Raw genomic sequence first — 17257 nt, 5'->3', positions numbered from 1 at the left:
GCCGACCGGTCAACGCGACCGGCGGCGCTCGGCGGCAATCAATGCGAGATACACCAGACCGGCCGCAGCGCTGGTCTGGCCGCTGTAGACCACCAGCCCCATTCCCCAACCCTGCCGACCCACGATCACTGCGAGTGCTGCAAGTAACGCAGCCCAACCGGTGAGCCGTAGCCATCGGGTCGTCGATGCGGCGAACGTGGCGTTGAAGAGTGTCTGCTGCTGACGTTCGGTCGCGAGCGCCAGTCCAGTGAATCCCGCCAGACAGATGAAGAGCGTGAGCAGGTGCATTACGCGCGCTCCTCGTTCAACGTGGCGTTGATCGAGACCTCCGAGACCTCCGAGACCTCCGTGGCACGCGCCGTCGAAGTCGCGGACGCTGGTGCCGATTTGCCGCGTGCCGGTTTCGTTTTCGGCCGATGACGAGCAGTGCGCACGGCCAGCCACGCATGCATTGCAGCCAACGCCCACAACATCAGATCGACGCCCGCGAACGTCCAGTCGCCCGCACCGAGGCTGTGCCACAGGCCGCGAGACGTGGTGAGCGCGTTCGCGATGGGCAACAGCGCGAGCAGGGCGGTAGCGATCCACAACAATTCGACCCATGCGCGTTTTGCTGGCCGCACGAGCGCATACAGCAGCGTCGCGGCCCACACCCAATAGAACAGATCGACCTCGGCGGCGCTGCGCCCAGGGATGCCTGCGGGCAGCAACCGGTTGCCCCACAGGAAGGCCGTCATCGCAATCGATAACCCCGCAATGGCTGCGATGTTCAAGCGCTCGACAATGTGAAATCCGAAATGCGGGCGCGTGGGGTCAGGCAGCTTGGTGCGGCGCTTGACGGTCCACATCACGAGCCCTGTGCCGACCATGGCGGTCCCGCCAAGACTCACCAGGAAGTACAGCCATCGCAGGTGCAGGTCGCTGAAGCGGCCAAGATGCAGCGCATACATGACACCGCGCGTCTCAGCCGCCGCACCGACCGAGTCGTGAGTTTCTAGCAGCTTGCCCGTCGTGCCGTCGAACAGCAGATACTGCGGGCTCATCGAGACACGCGTCGTTTCGCCTCGGGTGACGGCCACGCGCGCGGCAGCGTCGCCCGGGAGCGTGATCGTCACACGGCCCACGTCGTTGGCACCCCAGCGCGCTTGCGCCTCGCGCACCATCGCGTCGATAGGGGCGAGCGGGGCCTTTTCCCCGGTCGCCTTGGCCGGTGCTGGAAAAGCACTCAGTTGTGCGCTCATCTGCGCGCGTTCCATCGGCGTCTTGATCGCCGTTTGGGCGCCCCACGGCATATACATCGCCATGAGCGTGACGAGCCCCGTGTACGTAATCATCAGGTGGAAGGGCAGCCCGAAAACCGAGAGCGCGTTATGCGCATCGAGCCACGAGCGCTGCCCTTTACCCCACCGGAAGGTAAAGAAGTCGATGAAGATTTTCTTGTGCGTGATGACGCCACTGATGATCGCCACCAGCATGAACATCGCGCAGAAGCCAGCAAGCCAGCGGCCCCACAACACCGGCAGCGGATGGAATTGAAAGTGAAAGCGGTAGAAGAATTCACCGCCTAGTGTGTCGCGGGCCTTGAGCGTCTGGCCTGTTGCGGGATCGAACGTGGCTTCACCGAACGAACGGCTTGCCCCGTTCGTACCTGCTGCCTTCGGCGCAGGGGCGTTGCGCCAGAACACATTGGCGACCGGGTTGCGTTCGGTCGGCAGATACACGCTCCATTGCGGGCTGTTCGGCGCGAGCGTCGACAACCTATCGGTGACGTTCTGCGCCACCGCAGCCACATCGGGCGCACGTTGTTGATGCGGCACTTCCGGGCGCATCCACTGCGAAATCTCGTCTTTGAAATAGCTCACGGTGCCCGTGAGAAACATCGCATACAGCAGCCAGCCCACCAGCAGACCCGCCCAAGTATGCAGATCGGACATGGTCTGGCGGATGCCTCTGCCGGTATCGGCCGTCTTCTTTTTCTGCTTCTGGGCCATCACGCGGCACCTCCATGAAGGCCCGCCGATACCGCCCACGCGACGAGCGCGAGCGGTGCGGCCACGACAATCAAACCGGCCCAGGCCCGCCAGGCAGTGCGTACCGCAAACACCCACACCACCGCCCCCGCATAGATGGCGAAACTGGCGAGCATGCCGGTAATCACCGCTTGGGGCTTATCGATGGGCAGGGAGAGAACCGCCACGCTGGCGAGCGCGGCCACGGCGTAGCCGCCAGCGATGGCCGCGACGATGCGCGAGATAAGGGCACCGACGCGACGCACGCTGTCGAGTCGATTGAGTACGGCACCGCCGCGAACCTGAACCATGATGCGAAGGGCTTACTTGTTGGGCGTGGCGGCCGGGCCTGCCGGAATCGGCTCGACGCCGTCGGCTTGCACGAACGTGGTCGTGGTGACGTAGCTCACGCCTTGATAGCGTTCGGCACCCTTGGCACCGGTGCGCTCACCCGGCGTCTTGTCGGTATGGCTGACTTCGGCCACGTACACGCCTTTCCACGGCATTTCGAAGCTCACATGCCCTTGTGCGTCGGTATGCGCCTCTTTGGCCCAGCCCGATTGCGTGACCAGCGACACCTTCGCTTTTGCCAGCGGCTTGCCTTGGAAGAACAACTGGAACTCGCCGTGCTTGCCAGCGGGCACCAAATCGAGCGCGAGCTGCGGCTTTTGTGCAGCGAAGTCCGTCACAAGGCGTGCCGAGGGGCGGTACCAGTTAGTCACTTCCTGACCGTCGCGCTTAAAGGTGAAGAGCGGGTATTGCGCATCTTCGGCGACCAGCGCTTCGCCAGCGGTTGCCTTGAAGGGCAGGGTGAAGCCGTTGGCCGACTTCGTGGCGTCGACGGTTTTCGTGCCCGCCGCCGACGTGAGCGTCGCGCTCGGTGCGACGAACTTGTCGAGCAGACCCGGCGAGGCTTCACGCAGGTTCTCGCCAAACTCGCCGAAGCGGATCACCGCGTTCTGACCGGCAGGCTGTTCGATCCAGATTTGATGCGCTTGTGCGGCACCGGAAAGCGCAGCGAGTGCACCGAAGGCGAGCGAGGCAATAGCGTGCGGAACAGTCTTTTTCATTACGGTTTCCCTATAAAAACGAGGTGATGCATGACGGCCATCCGCCTCAGAAGTCGATTTGTGCAGACAGCAGCACCGTGCGCGGTGCCGCCACGGTGGCGTACGTGCCGCTCATGAGCCAGTAATTCGAATTGAACAAGTTCTCGACATTGGCGCGGAACACGACCGACTTGCCCGCGATGCGAGTGCGATAGCGCGCGCCGATGTCGTAGCGGGTCCAGGCGGGCAGTTCCAGCGTGTTGGCCGCGTTGAAGTACATGCGCGACGTGTTGATGATGCGACCCGAAAGCGACAGCCCTTGCACCCACGGCGTATCCCAGTCCACGCCGAAGTTGAACGCGCGCTTGGGCACGCCGTTGGCATCGTTGCCATCGTTGGTGCCGCCTGCGGTCTTCGTGAGCTTGGCGTCGTAGAACGTTGCGCTGGCCATCAGGCGCAGGCCCTTCATCACTTCGCCATAGGCTGATAGTTCGATGCCGCGATTACGTTGCTCGCCGTCGAAGCTATAGACGCGCGTGAGCGGGTCGGTCATCGCGTTCGGGCGCTGCACTTGGAACACCGAGATCATCGTCGTCACGGTGCCCCAATCGGCCTTCACGCCCGCTTCGTATTGCTTTGATTTGAACGGCGGGAACACCTGCCCGGCGTTCACCGTGCCGACCGGCGCGACGCCACCACGCGAGAGGCCCGACGTGAAGTTCGCGTAGACGGAGACGTTTTGCAGCGGCTTGACCACGATGCCCGCCAATGGCGAGATGGCGCTCTGGTCATAGCTCGACGAAAGCGCGCCGGTCGTGGTGTTGAAGTTGTCGAGCGCCACGCGTTGATGACGCAGACCGCCCGTGAGCAGCACGCGTTCGTTCAGGAACGACAACGTATCGGTCAGCGCGAAACTCGTGAGCGCCGACTCCGACGCCTTTTTCGGTTCGGTGCGTGCCGCGCCCACGGGCGGCAGCGGCACGGGGTTGTAGATGTTCGACGGGACGGACGTGGTGCCCGGGACGTACGCGTTACCCGAGTCTTGTTCGAGGCGGCTGGCCTGCACCGTGACCGTGTGACCGATGCCGAACGTCTTGAAGTTGGCGCGTGCGCCCACGTCGGCGGTGCGCGAGCGCGTGTATGAATCGTAGTACGAGTTCATCACGTTGAAGTTGCCCTGCGAGTCGGCACCGCCAATCGGGAACGTCTGGTAAGCGCTGGCGTAGTGATAGCCGACGGCACCCCACACGGTGACGTTGCGCAGCACGTCGTATTCGAGGCGGGTGGTGACGGCCGAGTCGTGCAGATGCAGTTCGCTGCCCGGATAGAAGTTGCGATAGCCCGACGGGGCATCAGGAATCTTCGTGACGGACGCTTGAAAGCCGGTTTGCGGACGGAAGTTGTCGGTGCCTTCGTGCTGCGTGTAGGCGTCGAGCGACCAACGCAGGCGCTGCCCGGTGTAATCGAGGCCGACCGACCCGAAACCGACGTTTTGCTTGCCGTCGTCGAGTGTCGTCTTGCCGTTGCGGTACACGCCGTTGACGCGAATACCCCATTCCTGCTGCTCACCGAAACGGCGGCCGACATCGGCCTCCACGCCCAACTGTGCTTTGCTCTGGAAGGTTGTCGTCAAGCGGGTGAGCGGCTCGGTGCCCGCACGTTTGGTCACGACGTTGATCGCGCCGCCGATGCTCCCGCTCGGCCCGATGCCGTTCATCAGCGTGCCCGGCCCCTTGAGCACTTCGACACGCTCGACAATGGCTGCCGGTACGCGGCTCGCCGAGGCCATGCCGTACAGGCCGTTCAGGCCCACATCGCTGCTCGAGACGGTGTAGCCGCGAATCTGGAAATCTTCGCCGAAGCCGCCGCTCGAGGTGAGCATGCGCACCGACGACTCGTTGATCACCACATCGGCGAGCGTGCGTGCCTGCTGGTCGCGCACCATTTGCTCGGTGTAGTTCATCGTGCTGAAGGGCATGTCCATGGCATCGGCCGAACCGAGAATGCCGAGACTGCCCCCGCGTGCGATCTGACCGCCAGCGTAAGCCGGTTGCAGCCCGTCGTCATAGGACGCCGTGACGCTCGTCGTGGGCAGCACCGCTGCGCCGTCGACGGCGTCGGGCGCTGCGGGCGCGATGAGGTAGCTGCCGTTCGATTGCGGGACGACTTGCACCCCCGTGCCTGCCACCAACGCTTCGAGGCCGTTACGCGGCGTATACGTGCCTTTCAGGCCGCTGCTGTGACGTCCGGCGGTGACTTCGGGTTTGAAGGACAGCATGATGCCAGCGTCGCGGCCGAAGCGGCTCAGGGCGTCTTCGAGCGTGCCCGCCGGAATGTCGTACGTGCGAGTGGTTTGCGCCGGTGCGGATTGCGCGTGGGCGGCGAACGAGGTCATCAGTGCCGGGGAAGCGATGGCCGTCCCCAGTGCGATTTGCCCTAATGCGCACGCCAAGCGCGTGCGTCGAAGTACCCAATGTGGTTGGCTCGGCTGGTGTTGCCGTCCCCGAACGTGACCCATGATCTGACCTTTCGTGTGGAAGAAGAGTGTTGGTGCTCGTCCTCCATGACCCGCGAAACGTCGAAACGGATCACCTTTGGTGAAAATATTTTGTAGGTGACGGTTGGGGCTGGCTCCCGCTGCGCTGCGGCACGTTGCCAGCGGGTGTCGATGAGTGAGGTTGCAAGTCATCGCGTCAGGCCGGTACCAGCCGAATTTCGCGGGCGCCCCAGAAGCGCGTCACCGAGTCGGTGCGCACGGCAAGCGTGGTGCCGAGGGTGTCGAGCACCTTGCCGACGTCGTCGAGCGGGAACGAGCCCGAGACACGCAAATCGGCCACGCGCGGGTCGCACGAGAGCGAGGTGTCGCTATAGCGCGCGAGTTCCGCCACGAAGTCGGCCAGTCGCATGCTGCGCGCCACGATGAACCCTTCGGCCCACGCGACCTCGCGGCTCGGCACGTCGATTGGCGGCGAAATGGTGTCGGCCGTATAGCTGGCGTGCCGCCCCGCCTGTAACACCAGTGAGCGCGACGGTTCGCGGCTTGGCCGAAGTTCGACCGCCCCTTGATAGACGCTCACATGCGTGCCGCCATCCCACTCGCGCACGGTGTAACGGGTGCCCAACGCGCGGGCGGTTCCCTGTGCGGTCTCGACGAGGAAAGGGCGTGCAGGCTGCTGCGGATCGGGCGCAGTGGTAATCAAAATTTCGCCTGCGATCAGCCGGACGCGCCGTTCATGTTCGTTAAGTGCAATGTCGATCGCGCTGCCGGTGTTCATCACCAGTTGTGTGCCGTCGGCAAGCGCCAGCGTACGACGCTCGCCAACGCTCGTGCGGTAGTCTGCGGACCATCGTTGCCACGGCACAGAATGCAGGGCGCCCCACGTGCCGCCGCCCGCGAAGAGCAGGACAGCGAGGGTCTTGATCGTGCGTCGCCGAGCAGGTGAGGCGGGCGGTGTTAACGCGGCCTGCGCGATGCTTGCTTCGACGGGCGAGGCGAGCGGCTGCAACTTGCCCCGCACCGATTCGATGCGCTTCCAAGCGCGTTCGTGATCGGGGTGCGCCTCTCGCCACTGCTGCCAAGCGGTGATCACGTCCGCCGACACCGTTTCGCTTTGCAATTCGATCAGCCACTCGACGGCGCGCTCGGCGACGTGCGTGGGTATCGTCGCGGCATTGCGGGTGGCGTCGTACCACGCTGACGACATCGCGCTCATGTGGCCGTCACCCGAGAAAGGAGAGGTCGGCGAAGTAGCAACGCTGCAATGCCTTCGCGAGATAACGCTTGACCGTGGGTATCGAGATGCCCAGCGCCTCGGCCACTTGCGCGTGCGTTTGTCCGTCGAGCTGCGAGCGCAAAAAAGCCTGCCGCACGATGGTGGGCAGGCCGTCGAGCAGACGATCCAGTTCGATCAGGGTTTCGAGCAGCATGGCGCGCGTCTCGGGCGACCATTCCACTTCGCGCGGTGCCTGTGCCAGCGCTTCGAGATACGCGCGCTCGAGCTTTTCGCGCCGCCAATGATTGGAGACGAGGTTTTGCGCCACCGTGGTGAGATACGCGCGGGGCTCGTCGAACGACGCCGGTACGCGCTCGCTGCCGAGCAGCCGCACGAACGTGTCGTGTGCGATATCCGCCGCTTGTTCGGCACTGCCCAACCGCCGATGCAGCCAACCCTTGAGCCACGAGTGGTGATGGCTGTAAAGCAACTCGACAGTGGATGGGAGGAGGGCGCCCGACGTTTGCATGATCCAGCTCGATGTTCGGTCCACTCACGACAACCCGGATCAGCGCGAACACTGGCAGGTCATGCAGCAGCTGAAACGAATGCTCAAGTAATGGTAATAAGAATCATTATTAATAACAGATGGGAAAAATCCCGTCAATGCATAACCCTTGAATGTGTGCGGAAAGCGATGGGTGTCGAAATGGCGGGGAAGGCCGTCGCACGGCCTTGTGCGGGAAGTTCGGAGTGCGATGGGGTACGCACAAATTAGTGCTTGACGGTGCATTTGGGGCTCGGCTACTATCCGCCCTGTCTTTCATCCAAGGGGTTTGTCCGTGAATTCTGATGCCAGTTGTAGTCGACCTTTGATCGACTGATTGCCTGAGGATCCACAGCCATTCCCTGTGCCGCGTCCTCAAGCAGGATGCGGTGTCTAACGCGCCACGCACGTTCGCTCGAACGTGATCACTTCGGCGCCATTCCCGCAGAAATTTCCACCGTCGTGCCCGTGATGGGCGCTGTTGTGCCGTGCTTTGCATTTGCATCGACGGCGCAGGCGCACACGCGTGCCGGCTCGCCATGCCGCTTTGGCACTGGCGTTCGCAGTTTTGCGAGGAAGCCATGCGTGCTTTTCAAACATTTCAGGCTTTTCAAAGCCAACCCACGCGCACCACGCCGGTGTCGCGCCTGACCATCGTCTGCCTGGCAGAAGCCCTCAATACGCTTCGCAAGCAGATGTTCACCGACCTGACGGCATTGGGCTTGCGGGCCACGCACGTGAGCATCACGCGCTGGAGCGATCGTGACGTGGCCTCGGCGACGGTCACCCTCGATTGCTCGCATGCGTCGCGGGCGTCGCTCACGGCACTTGTGATGCGCCTGTCGGGCGAGCATTGCGTGCGTCGCGTGTTCTGGTCCGACGACGCGAACCGGCCTGACCGCCGTGTGGGTGCCGCCGCAGCCGCATAAGCGTTATTGCCATCTCATTAGGGTGATCGCAGGCGGCCGCGTGCCGCTGGTGTCGATGATCCGTGAATCATAAGGAGTCCGATATGGAAGACGGAAGTAGTCGAATAATGCCCGTCGGGGCCGCACAGCAGACGTGCGGGGTTCCGGCGGGCGACCCCAGCCTCACCTCAGCAGAACCCATTACTCACCGACCGCGCGCAGCGCGGCGCGGCGGGGTGCGCTCGCGCTTTTTTCGGGAATCAAGAGACTTCCGGTAGCGCCTGACGACCTTGGCCGGCCGCTATGCCAGCGTAAGCCGCGCCCAGGAAATCGTCATGAACAAAAATCTTCGCTCGCGCCAGAAACAGCGTGGCTTTGTCGATCATCCGACAGCCACCGAGCGTGCCGTCATCGGCCCCGATACCGTCGCCAAGCTCGCCACCGAGCCGCTGCACGACGTGCTTCATACCCTCGGCACCGACCTTCGCGGTCTCACACTGGCCGAAGTCGGCCAGCGCCACACGCGCTACGGTCCCAACGAAATTGCCCACGACAAGCCGCCGCACTGGACCGTGCAGCTGTTGCGCGCATTCAACAATCCGTTCGTGATGGTGCTTCTCGTGCTCGCCACGATCAGTTTCTTCACCGACGTGTATTTCGCCGATCCCGACGACCGGGATTTCAAGAGCATCATCATCCTGCTCACGATGGTGAGCATCAGCGGCCTGCTGCGATTCTTCACTGAGTTCCGATCGCTGCGTGCGGCGGAGAAGTTGAAGGCGATGGTGCGCACCACGGCTAGCGTGCGCCGCCGCGTGGTGTCCTCGGGTAAGCCGGAGCGTCACGAAGTCGCCATGCGCGAATTGGTCGTTGGCGACATCGTGACGTTGCAAGCGGGCGACATGATTCCGGCCGACCTGCGACTCATCGAATCGCGCGACTTGTTTATCAGTCAGGCCGTGCTCACCGGCGAGGCTCTGCCGGTAGAGAAGTACGACACGCTGGGCGCTGTGGCGCAAAAGTCGGTGGAACCCGTGCCAGCCAAGCCTGCGCAGCAAGCCAGCACCAGCCTGCTCGATCTCTCGAACGTCTGCTTCATGGGGACGAACGTGGTGAGCGGCACGGCGATCGGCGTGGTCGTGGCGACCGGCGGCGACACGTATTTCGGTGCGCTGGCCAAGAACGTGGTCAGTCACAAGCGGGTGGAAACCAGCTTCGATCGCGGTGTGAACAGCGTGAGCTGGCTGCTCATTCGATTCATGCTGGTAATGGTGCCCATCGTCTTCATGATCAACGGTCTGACCAAGGGCGACTGGATGAGCGCGTTGACGTTCGCCCTGGCCGTCGCGGTCGGCCTCACGCCCGAAATGCTGCCGATGATCGTGAGCGCCAACCTCGCACGCGGCGCACTGGCGATGGCGCGCCGCAAGGTGGTGGTCAAGCGTCTGAACTCGGTGCAGAACTTCGGCGCCATGGACGTGCTGTGTACCGACAAGACCGGCACGCTCACGCAAGACCGCATCATTCTCGAGCAGCATCTCGATGTGGTGGGCGACGAGCAAGAAGACGTGTTGCGTTTGGGCTGGCTCAACAGCTATCACCAGAGCGGTCAGCGCAATCTGATCGACGTGGCGATCATCCGCCGCGCCAACGAAATCGGTGAATCGGTACAGCCGCGCACCTTCGCCAAGATCGACGAACTGCCGTTCGATTTTGTGCGCCGCCGCTTGTCGGTGGTGGTGGCCAACGAGCGTGGCGAGCATCTGATGGTCACGAAGGGGGCCGTCGAAGAAATGCTGGCGGTGTCCACGCACGTGAAAACCGCGCAGGGCGTGCGTGTGCTCGACGACACGGCCCGCGCCATGTTGCTCGCGCGCGCCGAGGCCTATAACGAAGACGGCTTCCGTGTGCTGGTGGTGGCCACGCGCGATATTCCGGCAGGGGAGACCAAAACCCAATACAAGACGTCCGACGAAGCGGGCCTCACGGTCTGCGGCTTCCTCACGTTCCTCGATCCGCCGAAAGACTCCGCTGCGCCTGCCATTGCCGCACTGCGCGAGCATGGCGTCGGCGTGAAGGTGCTGACCGGCGATAACCCGATCGTCACGATGAAGGTCTGCCGTCAGGTGGGCTTGGAGCCGGGCACGCCGTTGCTCGGTGCCGATATCGAGTCGATGAGCGACGACAAGCTGCGCGAAGTCGTCGAGCACACGACGGTGTTCGCCAAGCTGGCCCCGTTGCACAAAGCGCGTGTGGTCAAAGCCTTGCAGGCGAACGGCCACACCGTGGGTTTCCTTGGCGACGGGATCAACGACGCTCCGGCATTGCGTGACGCCGACGTGGGCATTTCGGTCGACACAGGGGCCGATATCGCGAAAGAGACGGCCGACATCATCTTGCTGGAAAAGAGCCTGATGGTGCTCGAAGCGGGCGTGATCAAGGGCCGCGAGACGTTCGGCAACATCCTCAAGTACCTGAACATGACGGCCAGCTCGAACTTCGGCAACGTGTTCTCGGTGCTGGTGGCGAGCGCGTTCCTGCCGTGGGAGCCGATGCTCGCGATGCAACTGCTCGTGCAGAACCTCGTGTACGACATCTCGCAGATGTTCCTGCCGTGGGACCGCATGGACCCCGAGTTCCTGAAGAAACCGCGCAAGTGGGATGCGGGCAATATCCGCCGCTTCATGCTGTGGATTGGACCGACCTCGTCCGTGTTCGACATCACGACGTATGCCCTGATGTGGACCGTTTTCGGTGCGGGCGCGCTGTATCACCTGCACGGGGGTAACGGCGGGCAAGTGATCATGAATTCGGGCTGGTTCATCGAGGGGCTCGTCTCGCAAACGCTCGTGGTGCACCTGCTGCGCACGCAGAAGATTCCGTTCCTGCAAAGCACGCCTGCGCTGCCGATCATGCTCTCGACGACCGTGGCGATCGCCATCGCCTGCTGGCTGCCGTACTCGCCGTTTGCCGAGACGCTGGGCTTTGTCAGCCTGCCGGGCTCGTACTTCTACTGGCTCGTGGCGACCATGCTCGGCTACATCGCACTCGCACAGACGGTGAAGACGATCTACATCCGCCGTTTCGGCCGCTGGTTCTAAAGCGCATTCCCACGCGAGTTATCAAAGATTAAGAGCGAAAGAATTATGAAGAAGCACATCATCTCGCTGGCTTTGGCCTGCCCGTTGAGCGCTTTCGCGGCGCATCCGCTCGTGACCGACGACACCGGCACGCAAGGCGACGGCAACTGGCAATTCGAAACCAACGGCGAAGCCACCGCCAAGCAACCCGATACGGGCCGTCAGTTTCTGTGGAACAGCACGCTCACACGCGGCTTCGGTGAAGCGCTGGATCTGTACGCTAACGTGCCGTACACCCACGTGCAGCAACGCTCAGACACCGCAGCGACTGGCGTCGCCGATCTCGAACTCGGGGCGAAGTGGCGGCTGTACGACGACGGGGCGTTTAGCATCGGCCTCAAGCCGTACATCACGTTGCCGACCGGCAACGATTCGCGCGGGCTTGGCACCGGGCGGGTCAATGCGGGGGCGACGCTGCTCGCGCAGTACGAAATCGACGATTGGACATTCCTCGTGAACGGCGGCGCGGTGTATCAACCGAACCGGCAAGGCGTACGCGAGGCGGTCTGGAAGGTTTCGGGGGCCGTGTTGTATCGCGTACTGCCGAACACTCGATTGCTGCTCGACGTCGGCACGTCGCAAAACCCGGACTTCGCGCAGCCGACCAGCCCGGCGTTCATGATCGTCGGGGCTATTTACAGCCCGAAGTCATGGCTCGACCTGGATGTTGGCTATCGCCGCGGCCTCAACCCGCAGACCTATGACTACTCGTGGCTCGCCGGGGTGACCGTGCGCTGGTAAGTCGCGGGTCGTTCGATCGTCAACTACGCCACCGCAGAAGTCGCCAAAGCTGCGGTGGTATCACTGGCCCGGGGAGGGCAGGTCGTCGCCGACCCGTCATCCCCGGGCTTTTCCTATGGTCGGATTCACTGCAAGACGATTGTTTTGTTAAATGCAAACGATTATCATTGCGTTTTTCAGTTTCCCTGAGATAGTGCGGCGCTCGGATATCACGGCGCGCCAAGACACTGCGACGACTTCGATGCCCCCCGTGCCCGCTTTGCTTTTCCGAATTCCGCAATGAACGAACTCCGGCTCGGTGCCGACCGGCAGCGGCGTGCGTTCTGGCTTAAACATCTGCACCAGTGGCACTGGATCAGTTCGGCGATCTGTTTGCTCGGCATGATGCTGTTCGCGATTACGGGCTTCACGCTCAATCACGCCGGGCAGATCGAAGCGCATCCGCAAGTCGTCAAGCGCACGGCGCAGATGCCCGACGCACTGCTGACGCAGCTTGGCGAAACCCCTCACAAAGACAAAGGCCCGGTGCCCGCAGTGTTGGCCGAGTGGCTGCACACGTCGCTCGCCATCGACGCCGAGGGGCGTGAGGCCGAGTGGTCGGCCGACGAGATCTACATTGCGCTGCCGCGTCCCGGCGGCGACGCGTGGGTGAGCGTGGACCTGCAAAGCGGCGACGCGCAGTACGAACTGACGACACGCGGATGGGTGTCGTATCTGAACGATTTGCACAAGGGACGAAACACCGGCAACGCGTGGAGCCTGTTTCTCGACGTGTTTGCGTTGGCGTGTCTTGTCTTCAGCGTGACGGGACTGTTCCTGCTCAAGTTGCATGCTGGAAATCGCGTGGCGACTTGGCCGCTGGTGGGGCTGGGGCTGGTCGTGCCGTTGCTGCTCGTCATTCTGTTCATTCACTAAGACGCCGTCGGCCCGAAATCGTAGGGTCGGCGTCGCGTCGCTTAGCACTTCAATTTGAAATCAACTCGAGGTTTGCTCGATAGGGGATAGCCATGCGTCGAATGCTCTCCGTTACGTTGACCGGTCTGGTGGCAGCACCATTCGCGGGCAATGCAGCGGCCGCCGAGATGACCGTCAAGGTCGAAATTCCGCGTCTGAACGTGGCGGAGTATCACCGTCCGTACGTCGCGATGTGGATCGAAAAGGCCGATCAGACGCCTGTGACCACGCTGTCGGTCTGGTACGACGGCAAGCTTAAGAATGCCGAGGGTACGAAGTGGCTCAAGGACATGCGCCAGTGGTGGCGCAAGGCTGGGCGCGACATGACCATGCCTGCCGACGGTATCTCGGGCGCGACGCGGGCCCCCGGTGAGCACTCGCTGACTTTTGTCGACGGCAAGGCCCCGTTGGGCAAGCTCGCCGCAGGTGAGTACCAGCTCGTGGTCGAGGCCGCACGTGAAGTGGGCGGTCGCGAACTGATTCGCGTGCCTTTCACTTGGCCGCCCGCCGACGCTAAGACGGCACAGGCCAAGGGCGATCACGAACTCGGCGCCGTGTCGCTGAGTGTGAAGCCCTAAGGCGTATGCGCGACTGACGCGGCGTCTCGAACGCCTAAAGCGCCTCGCATTCCACTTTTCCGAATCGCTGTACAGGAGTTGATCATGAAGGTCTCGCTCAAGAAGTTGTCGCTCGTCACCGCACTCGCCGTCGCCGCGCTGGCGCCGCTCGCCGCACAGGCGCACCGTCAATGGCTGCTGCCCTCGGCCACCGTGCTCTCGGGCAACGATCCGTGGGTGAGCGTGGACGCCGCCGTGTCGAACGATCTGTTCTACTTCGAGCACTTTCCGATGCGTCTGGACGGTCTTGTCGTGACCGCGCCGGATGGTAAGGCCGCCAAGGCCGAGAACGCGTCGACGGGCCGGTATCGCAGCGTCTTCGACGTGCATCTGACGCAGGACGGAACGTACAAGATTGCCGTAGTGAATCGCGGACTGACCGCCAGCTACAAGGTGGGGAACGAGACGAAGCGCTGGCGCGGTTCGCCGGAAGCGTTTGCGAAGGAAGTGCCCGCTAACGCGCAGGATCTGCAAGTGACTGAAGGGCTCTCGCGCGTCGAATCGTTCGTCACCCGTGGCAAGCCCACGACGACAGCGCTGGCCACGACGGGCGATGGCCTCGAACTCGCACCGATCACGCACCCCAACGATCTGGTCGACGGCAGCACCGCGAGCTTCCGCTTGCTGCACGACGGTAAGCCCGCCGCCAACGTGAAAGTGGAAGTGGTGCCGGGCGGCATTCGCTACCGCGACAAGCTCAACGATATGGCGGTGACGACCGACGCCGACGGCAAGTTCAGCGTGAAATGGCCCGCGCCGGGCATGTACTGGCTCGAAGCCGACGTGCGCGACGAAAAGGTCTCGATCAAACCGGCGAAGGCACGCCGCGCGGCCTATGCCGCCACGCTGGAAGTGCTGCCGCAATAAGGCAGAAATAATGCTTCACGTCGAAACCCGTGCCGAAGCGCGACCCGCCCCGCGTGTGCTCGTGCCATTACAGATGACGTCCGCCGGTGTGCTGCCGCTCGCCGGTGGCCGGTTGCGTCATCTTGCCGGGGAGACGATGGGCACGACGTGGTCGGTGGCGTTCGTGCAATCGGCAGACATTGCCGCCGACGCCGACATCGGTGAACTCGACGCGCGCATTCGTAGCGTGCTCGTGCGAGTCGACGCGCAGATGAGCAACTGGCGCGATGACTCGAACATCAGCGCGTTCAATCGCGCTTGCGCAGGGCAGTGGATCGCCATGCCCGACGAGGCTTTCCATGTGCTGCAAACGGCGCTTCGTGTCGCGCGCGAAAGCGGCGGCGCTTACGATCCGAGCGCAGGACCGCTGGTCGATTTGTGGGGCTTCGGCCCGGCACCGCGTCGAGACACGGCACCGAGCGCGCACGACGTGAGCGCCGCACGCGAGCGCTGCGGCTGGGCGCGTGTCGTGATCGATGAGGAAGCCAAGCGCGCACAACAACCCGGTGGCGTGTCGCTCGACCTGTGCGCGATTGCGAAAGGATTCGCCGTCGACGCGCTGTCGTTAGCGCTCACTGACGCGGGCATCGGTCACCACCTCGTCGAAATTGGTGGCGAACTGCGCGGCGAAGGCGTGAAACCCGACGGCATGCCGTGGTGGGTCGAGCTCGAAACCCCCGATGTGCAGGCCGCCGGTATCGAACAGGATCTCGTCGCGCTGCACGGGCTGAGCGTGGCGACATCGGGCGATTACCGTCGTTTCTTTATGGATGCGGCGCAACCCATCAAGCGCTATGCCCACACGCTAGACCCGCGCACCGGTTATCCGGCCAGTCACGCACTGGCGTCGGTGAGCGTGGTGCATCGCGAATGCATGATGGCCGACGCTTGGTCGACGGCGCTCACGGTACTGGGGCCGCAGGCGGGCATGCAACTCGCCACGTCACGCGACATCGCGGCACGTTTTGTCATGCGCGTGCCTGATGGGTTTCGCGAGACGGTCACGCCTGCCTACGAGGCCATGGGTTCATGAGCGCGACGAAGATCTCGACATTCCATTGGTCGACGCTGGGTCTGAGCGCCACGTCGGTGGCGGGGGCGGCGCTTGCGTGGGCGAGTCCCGCGCGGCCGTTGATGGCGGGCGGCGTGTTGCTGGCCTATCTCGCGGGCAGTCTCGCGGTGATCGGCGCGCATCGACGGCGCGCACACCGGCCCGCATTCGAAGCGAATCTCCCCGACGCGGCCCTCGAGAACACGACGCTGGTCGTCTATGCCAGTCAGACCGGCTTCGCGGAACTGCTGGCTGCGAATACCGTGACAGCGTTACGGAACGCTGGGATGGCAGTGCGTGCGATATCGATCGATACCTTGACGGCTGACATGTTGGCGGCTTGCCGTCAGGCGCTGTTCATCGTCAGCACGACAGGCGAGGGCGATGTGCCCGATAGCGCTTCGGGATTCACGCGCAAGCTCATGCACGACGCACTGACGCTGCCGTATTTGCGCTACGGCGTGCTGGCGCTGGGCGACCGCAGCTATGCGGACTTCTGCGCCTTCGGACACCGGTTGACGCACTGGCTGGCGGCGAGCGGTGCGCAGGCCTTGTTCGACACCATCGAGGTAGATAACGGTGACGCCGGTGCCATTCGTCACTGGCAGAACCAACTCTCGGTTATCGCTGGGGGCGCGCAGATCGCCGATTGGGAACCGCCCAAGTACACCCCATGGCGTCTGCAATCGCGCACGTTGCTCAACCCGGGGAGTGCGGGGGCGCCTGCTTTTCATCTGTCTCTCGTCCCTGAGCACGACGCCACATCACTCGACTGGCAGGCGGGCGATATCGTGGAGATCGGCCCGCGTCACTCGGCTGAGTTCGTCAGCGCGTGGTTGCGCGATACCGGTTTCCCTGCCAGCGCCCCGGTGCAATGCGATGGCGAGCCGATGATGCTCGCGCAGGCGCTGGCGTCTCGTATGCCGTCTGCGGCGGGCGCGCATGCGATGGCCGTACACACGCCGCAGGCACTCGTCGATGCGCTGGTACCGCTGCCACATCGGGAATATTCGATTGCGTCGCTGCCGGGCGATGGACAACTCGACTTGCTCGTGCGTCAGGCGCGTTACACCGACGCGGCGCAGCCCGATGGCGTTCGACTTGGCTTGGCGTCAGGCTGGCTCACACAACACGCGAACGTCGGTACATCCATCGCACTGCGTGTGCGCACTAACCGGGCGTTCCATGCGCCTCCCGACGACGTACCGCTCATCCTGATCGGCAACGGCACAGGGCTGGCTGGCCTGCGCGCCCATCTGAAATCGCGCGCGGCGCGCGGGGCTCACCGCAACTGGCTGCTTTTCGGGGAGCGCAACGCTCGCCACGATGCCTTCTTTGCCGATGACATCGCCCAATGGCAGCGCGATGGGGTGCTGGCGCGGGCGGATTTCGCATGGTCTCGCGATGCGGGCGACGTCCGCTATGTGCAGCATGCGGTGCGCAATGCTGCGTCGGATATCTGCGAATGGATCGACACCGGTGCCGCGATCTACGTATGCGGGAGCTTGCAGGGCATGGCCCCGGCAGTGCATTCGGCGCTCATCGAGGCGTTGGGTAGGGAGGGTGCCGCCACGCTCGACGCGCTAACGGAAGCTGGCCGGTATCGCCGCGACGTCTACTGA

General features: G+C 63.5%; 15 protein-coding genes. 8 read left to right on the top strand and 7 right to left on the bottom strand.

Features of this window, described 5'->3' with window-relative positions; genetic code table 11:
- Nucleotides 1–9: 9 nt before the first annotated feature.
- The 7 genes from PPN31114_RS08610 to PPN31114_RS08580 all read right to left on the bottom strand — a co-directional run bounded on the left by PPN31114_RS08610 (nucleotide 10) and on the right by PPN31114_RS08580 (nucleotide 7300).
- The gene (locus PPN31114_RS08610; RefSeq protein ID WP_150678969.1) at nucleotides 10–288 is read right to left on the bottom strand and encodes a DUF3325 domain-containing protein; all 279 of its coding nucleotides are present in this window, start codon (nucleotides 286–288) and stop codon (nucleotides 10–12) included.
- A complete protein-coding gene (locus tag PPN31114_RS08605; RefSeq protein ID WP_370865844.1) occupies nucleotides 288–1934 on the bottom strand; it encodes a PepSY-associated TM helix domain-containing protein in 1647 nt (548 codons plus the stop codon). Before PPN31114_RS08605 ends, PPN31114_RS08610 begins: the two co-directional genes overlap by 1 nt.
- A 56-nt stretch (nucleotides 1935–1990) precedes the next feature.
- Entirely contained in the window at nucleotides 1991–2320 is a 330-nt protein-coding gene (locus PPN31114_RS08600; protein WP_150678968.1) for a DUF3649 domain-containing protein, read from the bottom strand.
- A gap of 12 nt (nucleotides 2321–2332) precedes the next feature.
- Entirely contained in the window at nucleotides 2333–3079 is a 747-nt protein-coding gene (locus PPN31114_RS08595; protein ID WP_150678967.1) for a DUF4198 domain-containing protein, read from the bottom strand.
- Between the two features lie 46 nt (nucleotides 3080–3125).
- Entirely contained in the window at nucleotides 3126–5453 is a 2328-nt protein-coding gene (locus tag PPN31114_RS08590; RefSeq protein ID WP_246182437.1) for a TonB-dependent receptor, read from the bottom strand.
- A 298-nt stretch (nucleotides 5454–5751) separates the two neighbouring features.
- Nucleotides 5752–6771 (bottom strand): FecR domain-containing protein, encoded by a 1020-nt coding sequence (locus tag PPN31114_RS08585; protein WP_246182436.1) that lies wholly within the window; start codon nucleotides 6769–6771, stop codon nucleotides 5752–5754.
- Nucleotides 6772–6778: 7 nt separating this feature from the next.
- Nucleotides 6779–7300 carry a sigma-70 family RNA polymerase sigma factor gene (locus PPN31114_RS08580; RefSeq protein WP_150678965.1) on the bottom strand — a complete coding sequence of 174 codons (522 nt, stop codon included), beginning with the start codon at nucleotides 7298–7300 and terminating at the stop codon, nucleotides 6779–6781.
- 599 nt (nucleotides 7301–7899) lie between these two features.
- On the opposite strand from PPN31114_RS08580, the gene PPN31114_RS08575 reads away from it, so the two are divergent.
- The 8 genes from PPN31114_RS08575 to PPN31114_RS08540 all read left to right on the top strand — a co-directional run bounded on the left by PPN31114_RS08575 (nucleotide 7900) and on the right by PPN31114_RS08540 (nucleotide 17257).
- Entirely contained in the window at nucleotides 7900–8247 is a 348-nt protein-coding gene (locus tag PPN31114_RS08575; protein WP_150678964.1) for a hypothetical protein, read from the top strand.
- Nucleotides 8248–8561: 314 nt separating this feature from the next.
- Nucleotides 8562–11327: a magnesium-translocating P-type ATPase gene (gene mgtA / locus PPN31114_RS08570; protein WP_150678963.1), complete on the top strand. Its 2766-nt coding sequence runs from the start codon at nucleotides 8562–8564 to the stop codon at nucleotides 11325–11327.
- Between the two features lie 45 nt (nucleotides 11328–11372).
- The gene (locus tag PPN31114_RS08565; RefSeq protein WP_150678962.1) at nucleotides 11373–12107 is read left to right on the top strand and encodes a transporter; all 735 of its coding nucleotides are present in this window, start codon (nucleotides 11373–11375) and stop codon (nucleotides 12105–12107) included.
- A gap of 279 nt (nucleotides 12108–12386) precedes the next feature.
- Nucleotides 12387–13022 (top strand): PepSY-associated TM helix domain-containing protein, encoded by a 636-nt coding sequence (locus PPN31114_RS08560; protein WP_150678961.1) that lies wholly within the window; start codon nucleotides 12387–12389, stop codon nucleotides 13020–13022.
- Nucleotides 13023–13114: 92 nt separating this feature from the next.
- Nucleotides 13115–13639 carry a DUF2271 domain-containing protein gene (locus tag PPN31114_RS08555; RefSeq protein WP_150678960.1) on the top strand — a complete coding sequence of 175 codons (525 nt, stop codon included), beginning with the start codon at nucleotides 13115–13117 and terminating at the stop codon, nucleotides 13637–13639.
- 84 nt (nucleotides 13640–13723) lie between these two features.
- The gene (locus PPN31114_RS08550) at nucleotides 13724–14545 is read left to right on the top strand and encodes a DUF4198 domain-containing protein (protein WP_150678959.1); all 822 of its coding nucleotides are present in this window, start codon (nucleotides 13724–13726) and stop codon (nucleotides 14543–14545) included.
- Between the two features lie 10 nt (nucleotides 14546–14555).
- The gene (locus tag PPN31114_RS08545; RefSeq protein ID WP_150678958.1) at nucleotides 14556–15617 is read left to right on the top strand and encodes an FAD:protein FMN transferase; all 1062 of its coding nucleotides are present in this window, start codon (nucleotides 14556–14558) and stop codon (nucleotides 15615–15617) included.
- Complete coding sequence (locus PPN31114_RS08540) at nucleotides 15614–17257, top strand: sulfite reductase subunit alpha (RefSeq protein ID WP_150678957.1); 1644 nt, start codon at nucleotides 15614–15616, stop codon at nucleotides 17255–17257. Before PPN31114_RS08545 ends, PPN31114_RS08540 begins: the two co-directional genes overlap by 4 nt.

The organism is Pandoraea pneumonica (assembly GCF_902459645.1).
In the GTDB taxonomy this organism is placed as follows: domain Bacteria; phylum Pseudomonadota; class Gammaproteobacteria; order Burkholderiales; family Burkholderiaceae; genus Pandoraea; species Pandoraea pneumonica.
Note: the sequence above shows the minus strand (reverse complement) of the source record. Positions and strands in the feature narration are given on the sequence as shown.

What these genes read in the sequence shown, in the direction of transcription:
- PPN31114_RS08610 (WP_150678969.1), bottom strand. Translation starts at nt 288, where the DNA reads ATGCACCTGCTCACGCTCTTCATCTGTCTGGCGGGATTCACTGGACTG.
- PPN31114_RS08605 (WP_370865844.1), bottom strand. Translation starts at nt 1,934, where the DNA reads ATGTCCGATCTGCATACTTGGGCGGGTCTGCTGGTGGGCTGGCTGCTG.
- PPN31114_RS08600 (WP_150678968.1), bottom strand. Translation starts at nt 2,320, where the DNA reads ATGGTTCAGGTTCGCGGCGGTGCCGTACTCAATCGACTCGACAGCGTG.
- PPN31114_RS08595 (WP_150678967.1), bottom strand. Translation starts at nt 3,079, where the DNA reads ATGAAAAAGACTGTTCCGCACGCTATTGCCTCGCTCGCCTTCGGTGCA.
- PPN31114_RS08590 (WP_246182437.1), bottom strand. Translation starts at nt 5,453, where the DNA reads ATGACCTCGTTCGCCGCCCACGCGCAATCCGCACCGGCGCAAACCACT.
- PPN31114_RS08585 (WP_246182436.1), bottom strand. Translation starts at nt 6,771, where the DNA reads ATGAGCGCGATGTCGTCAGCGTGGTACGACGCCACCCGCAATGCCGCG.
- PPN31114_RS08580 (WP_150678965.1), bottom strand. Translation starts at nt 7,300, where the DNA reads ATGCAAACGTCGGGCGCCCTCCTCCCATCCACTGTCGAGTTGCTTTAC.
- PPN31114_RS08575 (WP_150678964.1), top strand. Translation starts at nt 7,900, where the DNA reads ATGCGTGCTTTTCAAACATTTCAGGCTTTTCAAAGCCAACCCACGCGC.
- mgtA (WP_150678963.1), top strand. Translation starts at nt 8,562, where the DNA reads ATGAACAAAAATCTTCGCTCGCGCCAGAAACAGCGTGGCTTTGTCGAT.
- PPN31114_RS08565 (WP_150678962.1), top strand. Translation starts at nt 11,373, where the DNA reads ATGAAGAAGCACATCATCTCGCTGGCTTTGGCCTGCCCGTTGAGCGCT.
- PPN31114_RS08560 (WP_150678961.1), top strand. Translation starts at nt 12,387, where the DNA reads ATGAACGAACTCCGGCTCGGTGCCGACCGGCAGCGGCGTGCGTTCTGG.
- PPN31114_RS08555 (WP_150678960.1), top strand. Translation starts at nt 13,115, where the DNA reads ATGCGTCGAATGCTCTCCGTTACGTTGACCGGTCTGGTGGCAGCACCA.
- PPN31114_RS08550 (WP_150678959.1), top strand. Translation starts at nt 13,724, where the DNA reads ATGAAGGTCTCGCTCAAGAAGTTGTCGCTCGTCACCGCACTCGCCGTC.
- PPN31114_RS08545 (WP_150678958.1), top strand. Translation starts at nt 14,556, where the DNA reads ATGCTTCACGTCGAAACCCGTGCCGAAGCGCGACCCGCCCCGCGTGTG.
- PPN31114_RS08540 (WP_150678957.1), top strand. Translation starts at nt 15,614, where the DNA reads ATGAGCGCGACGAAGATCTCGACATTCCATTGGTCGACGCTGGGTCTG.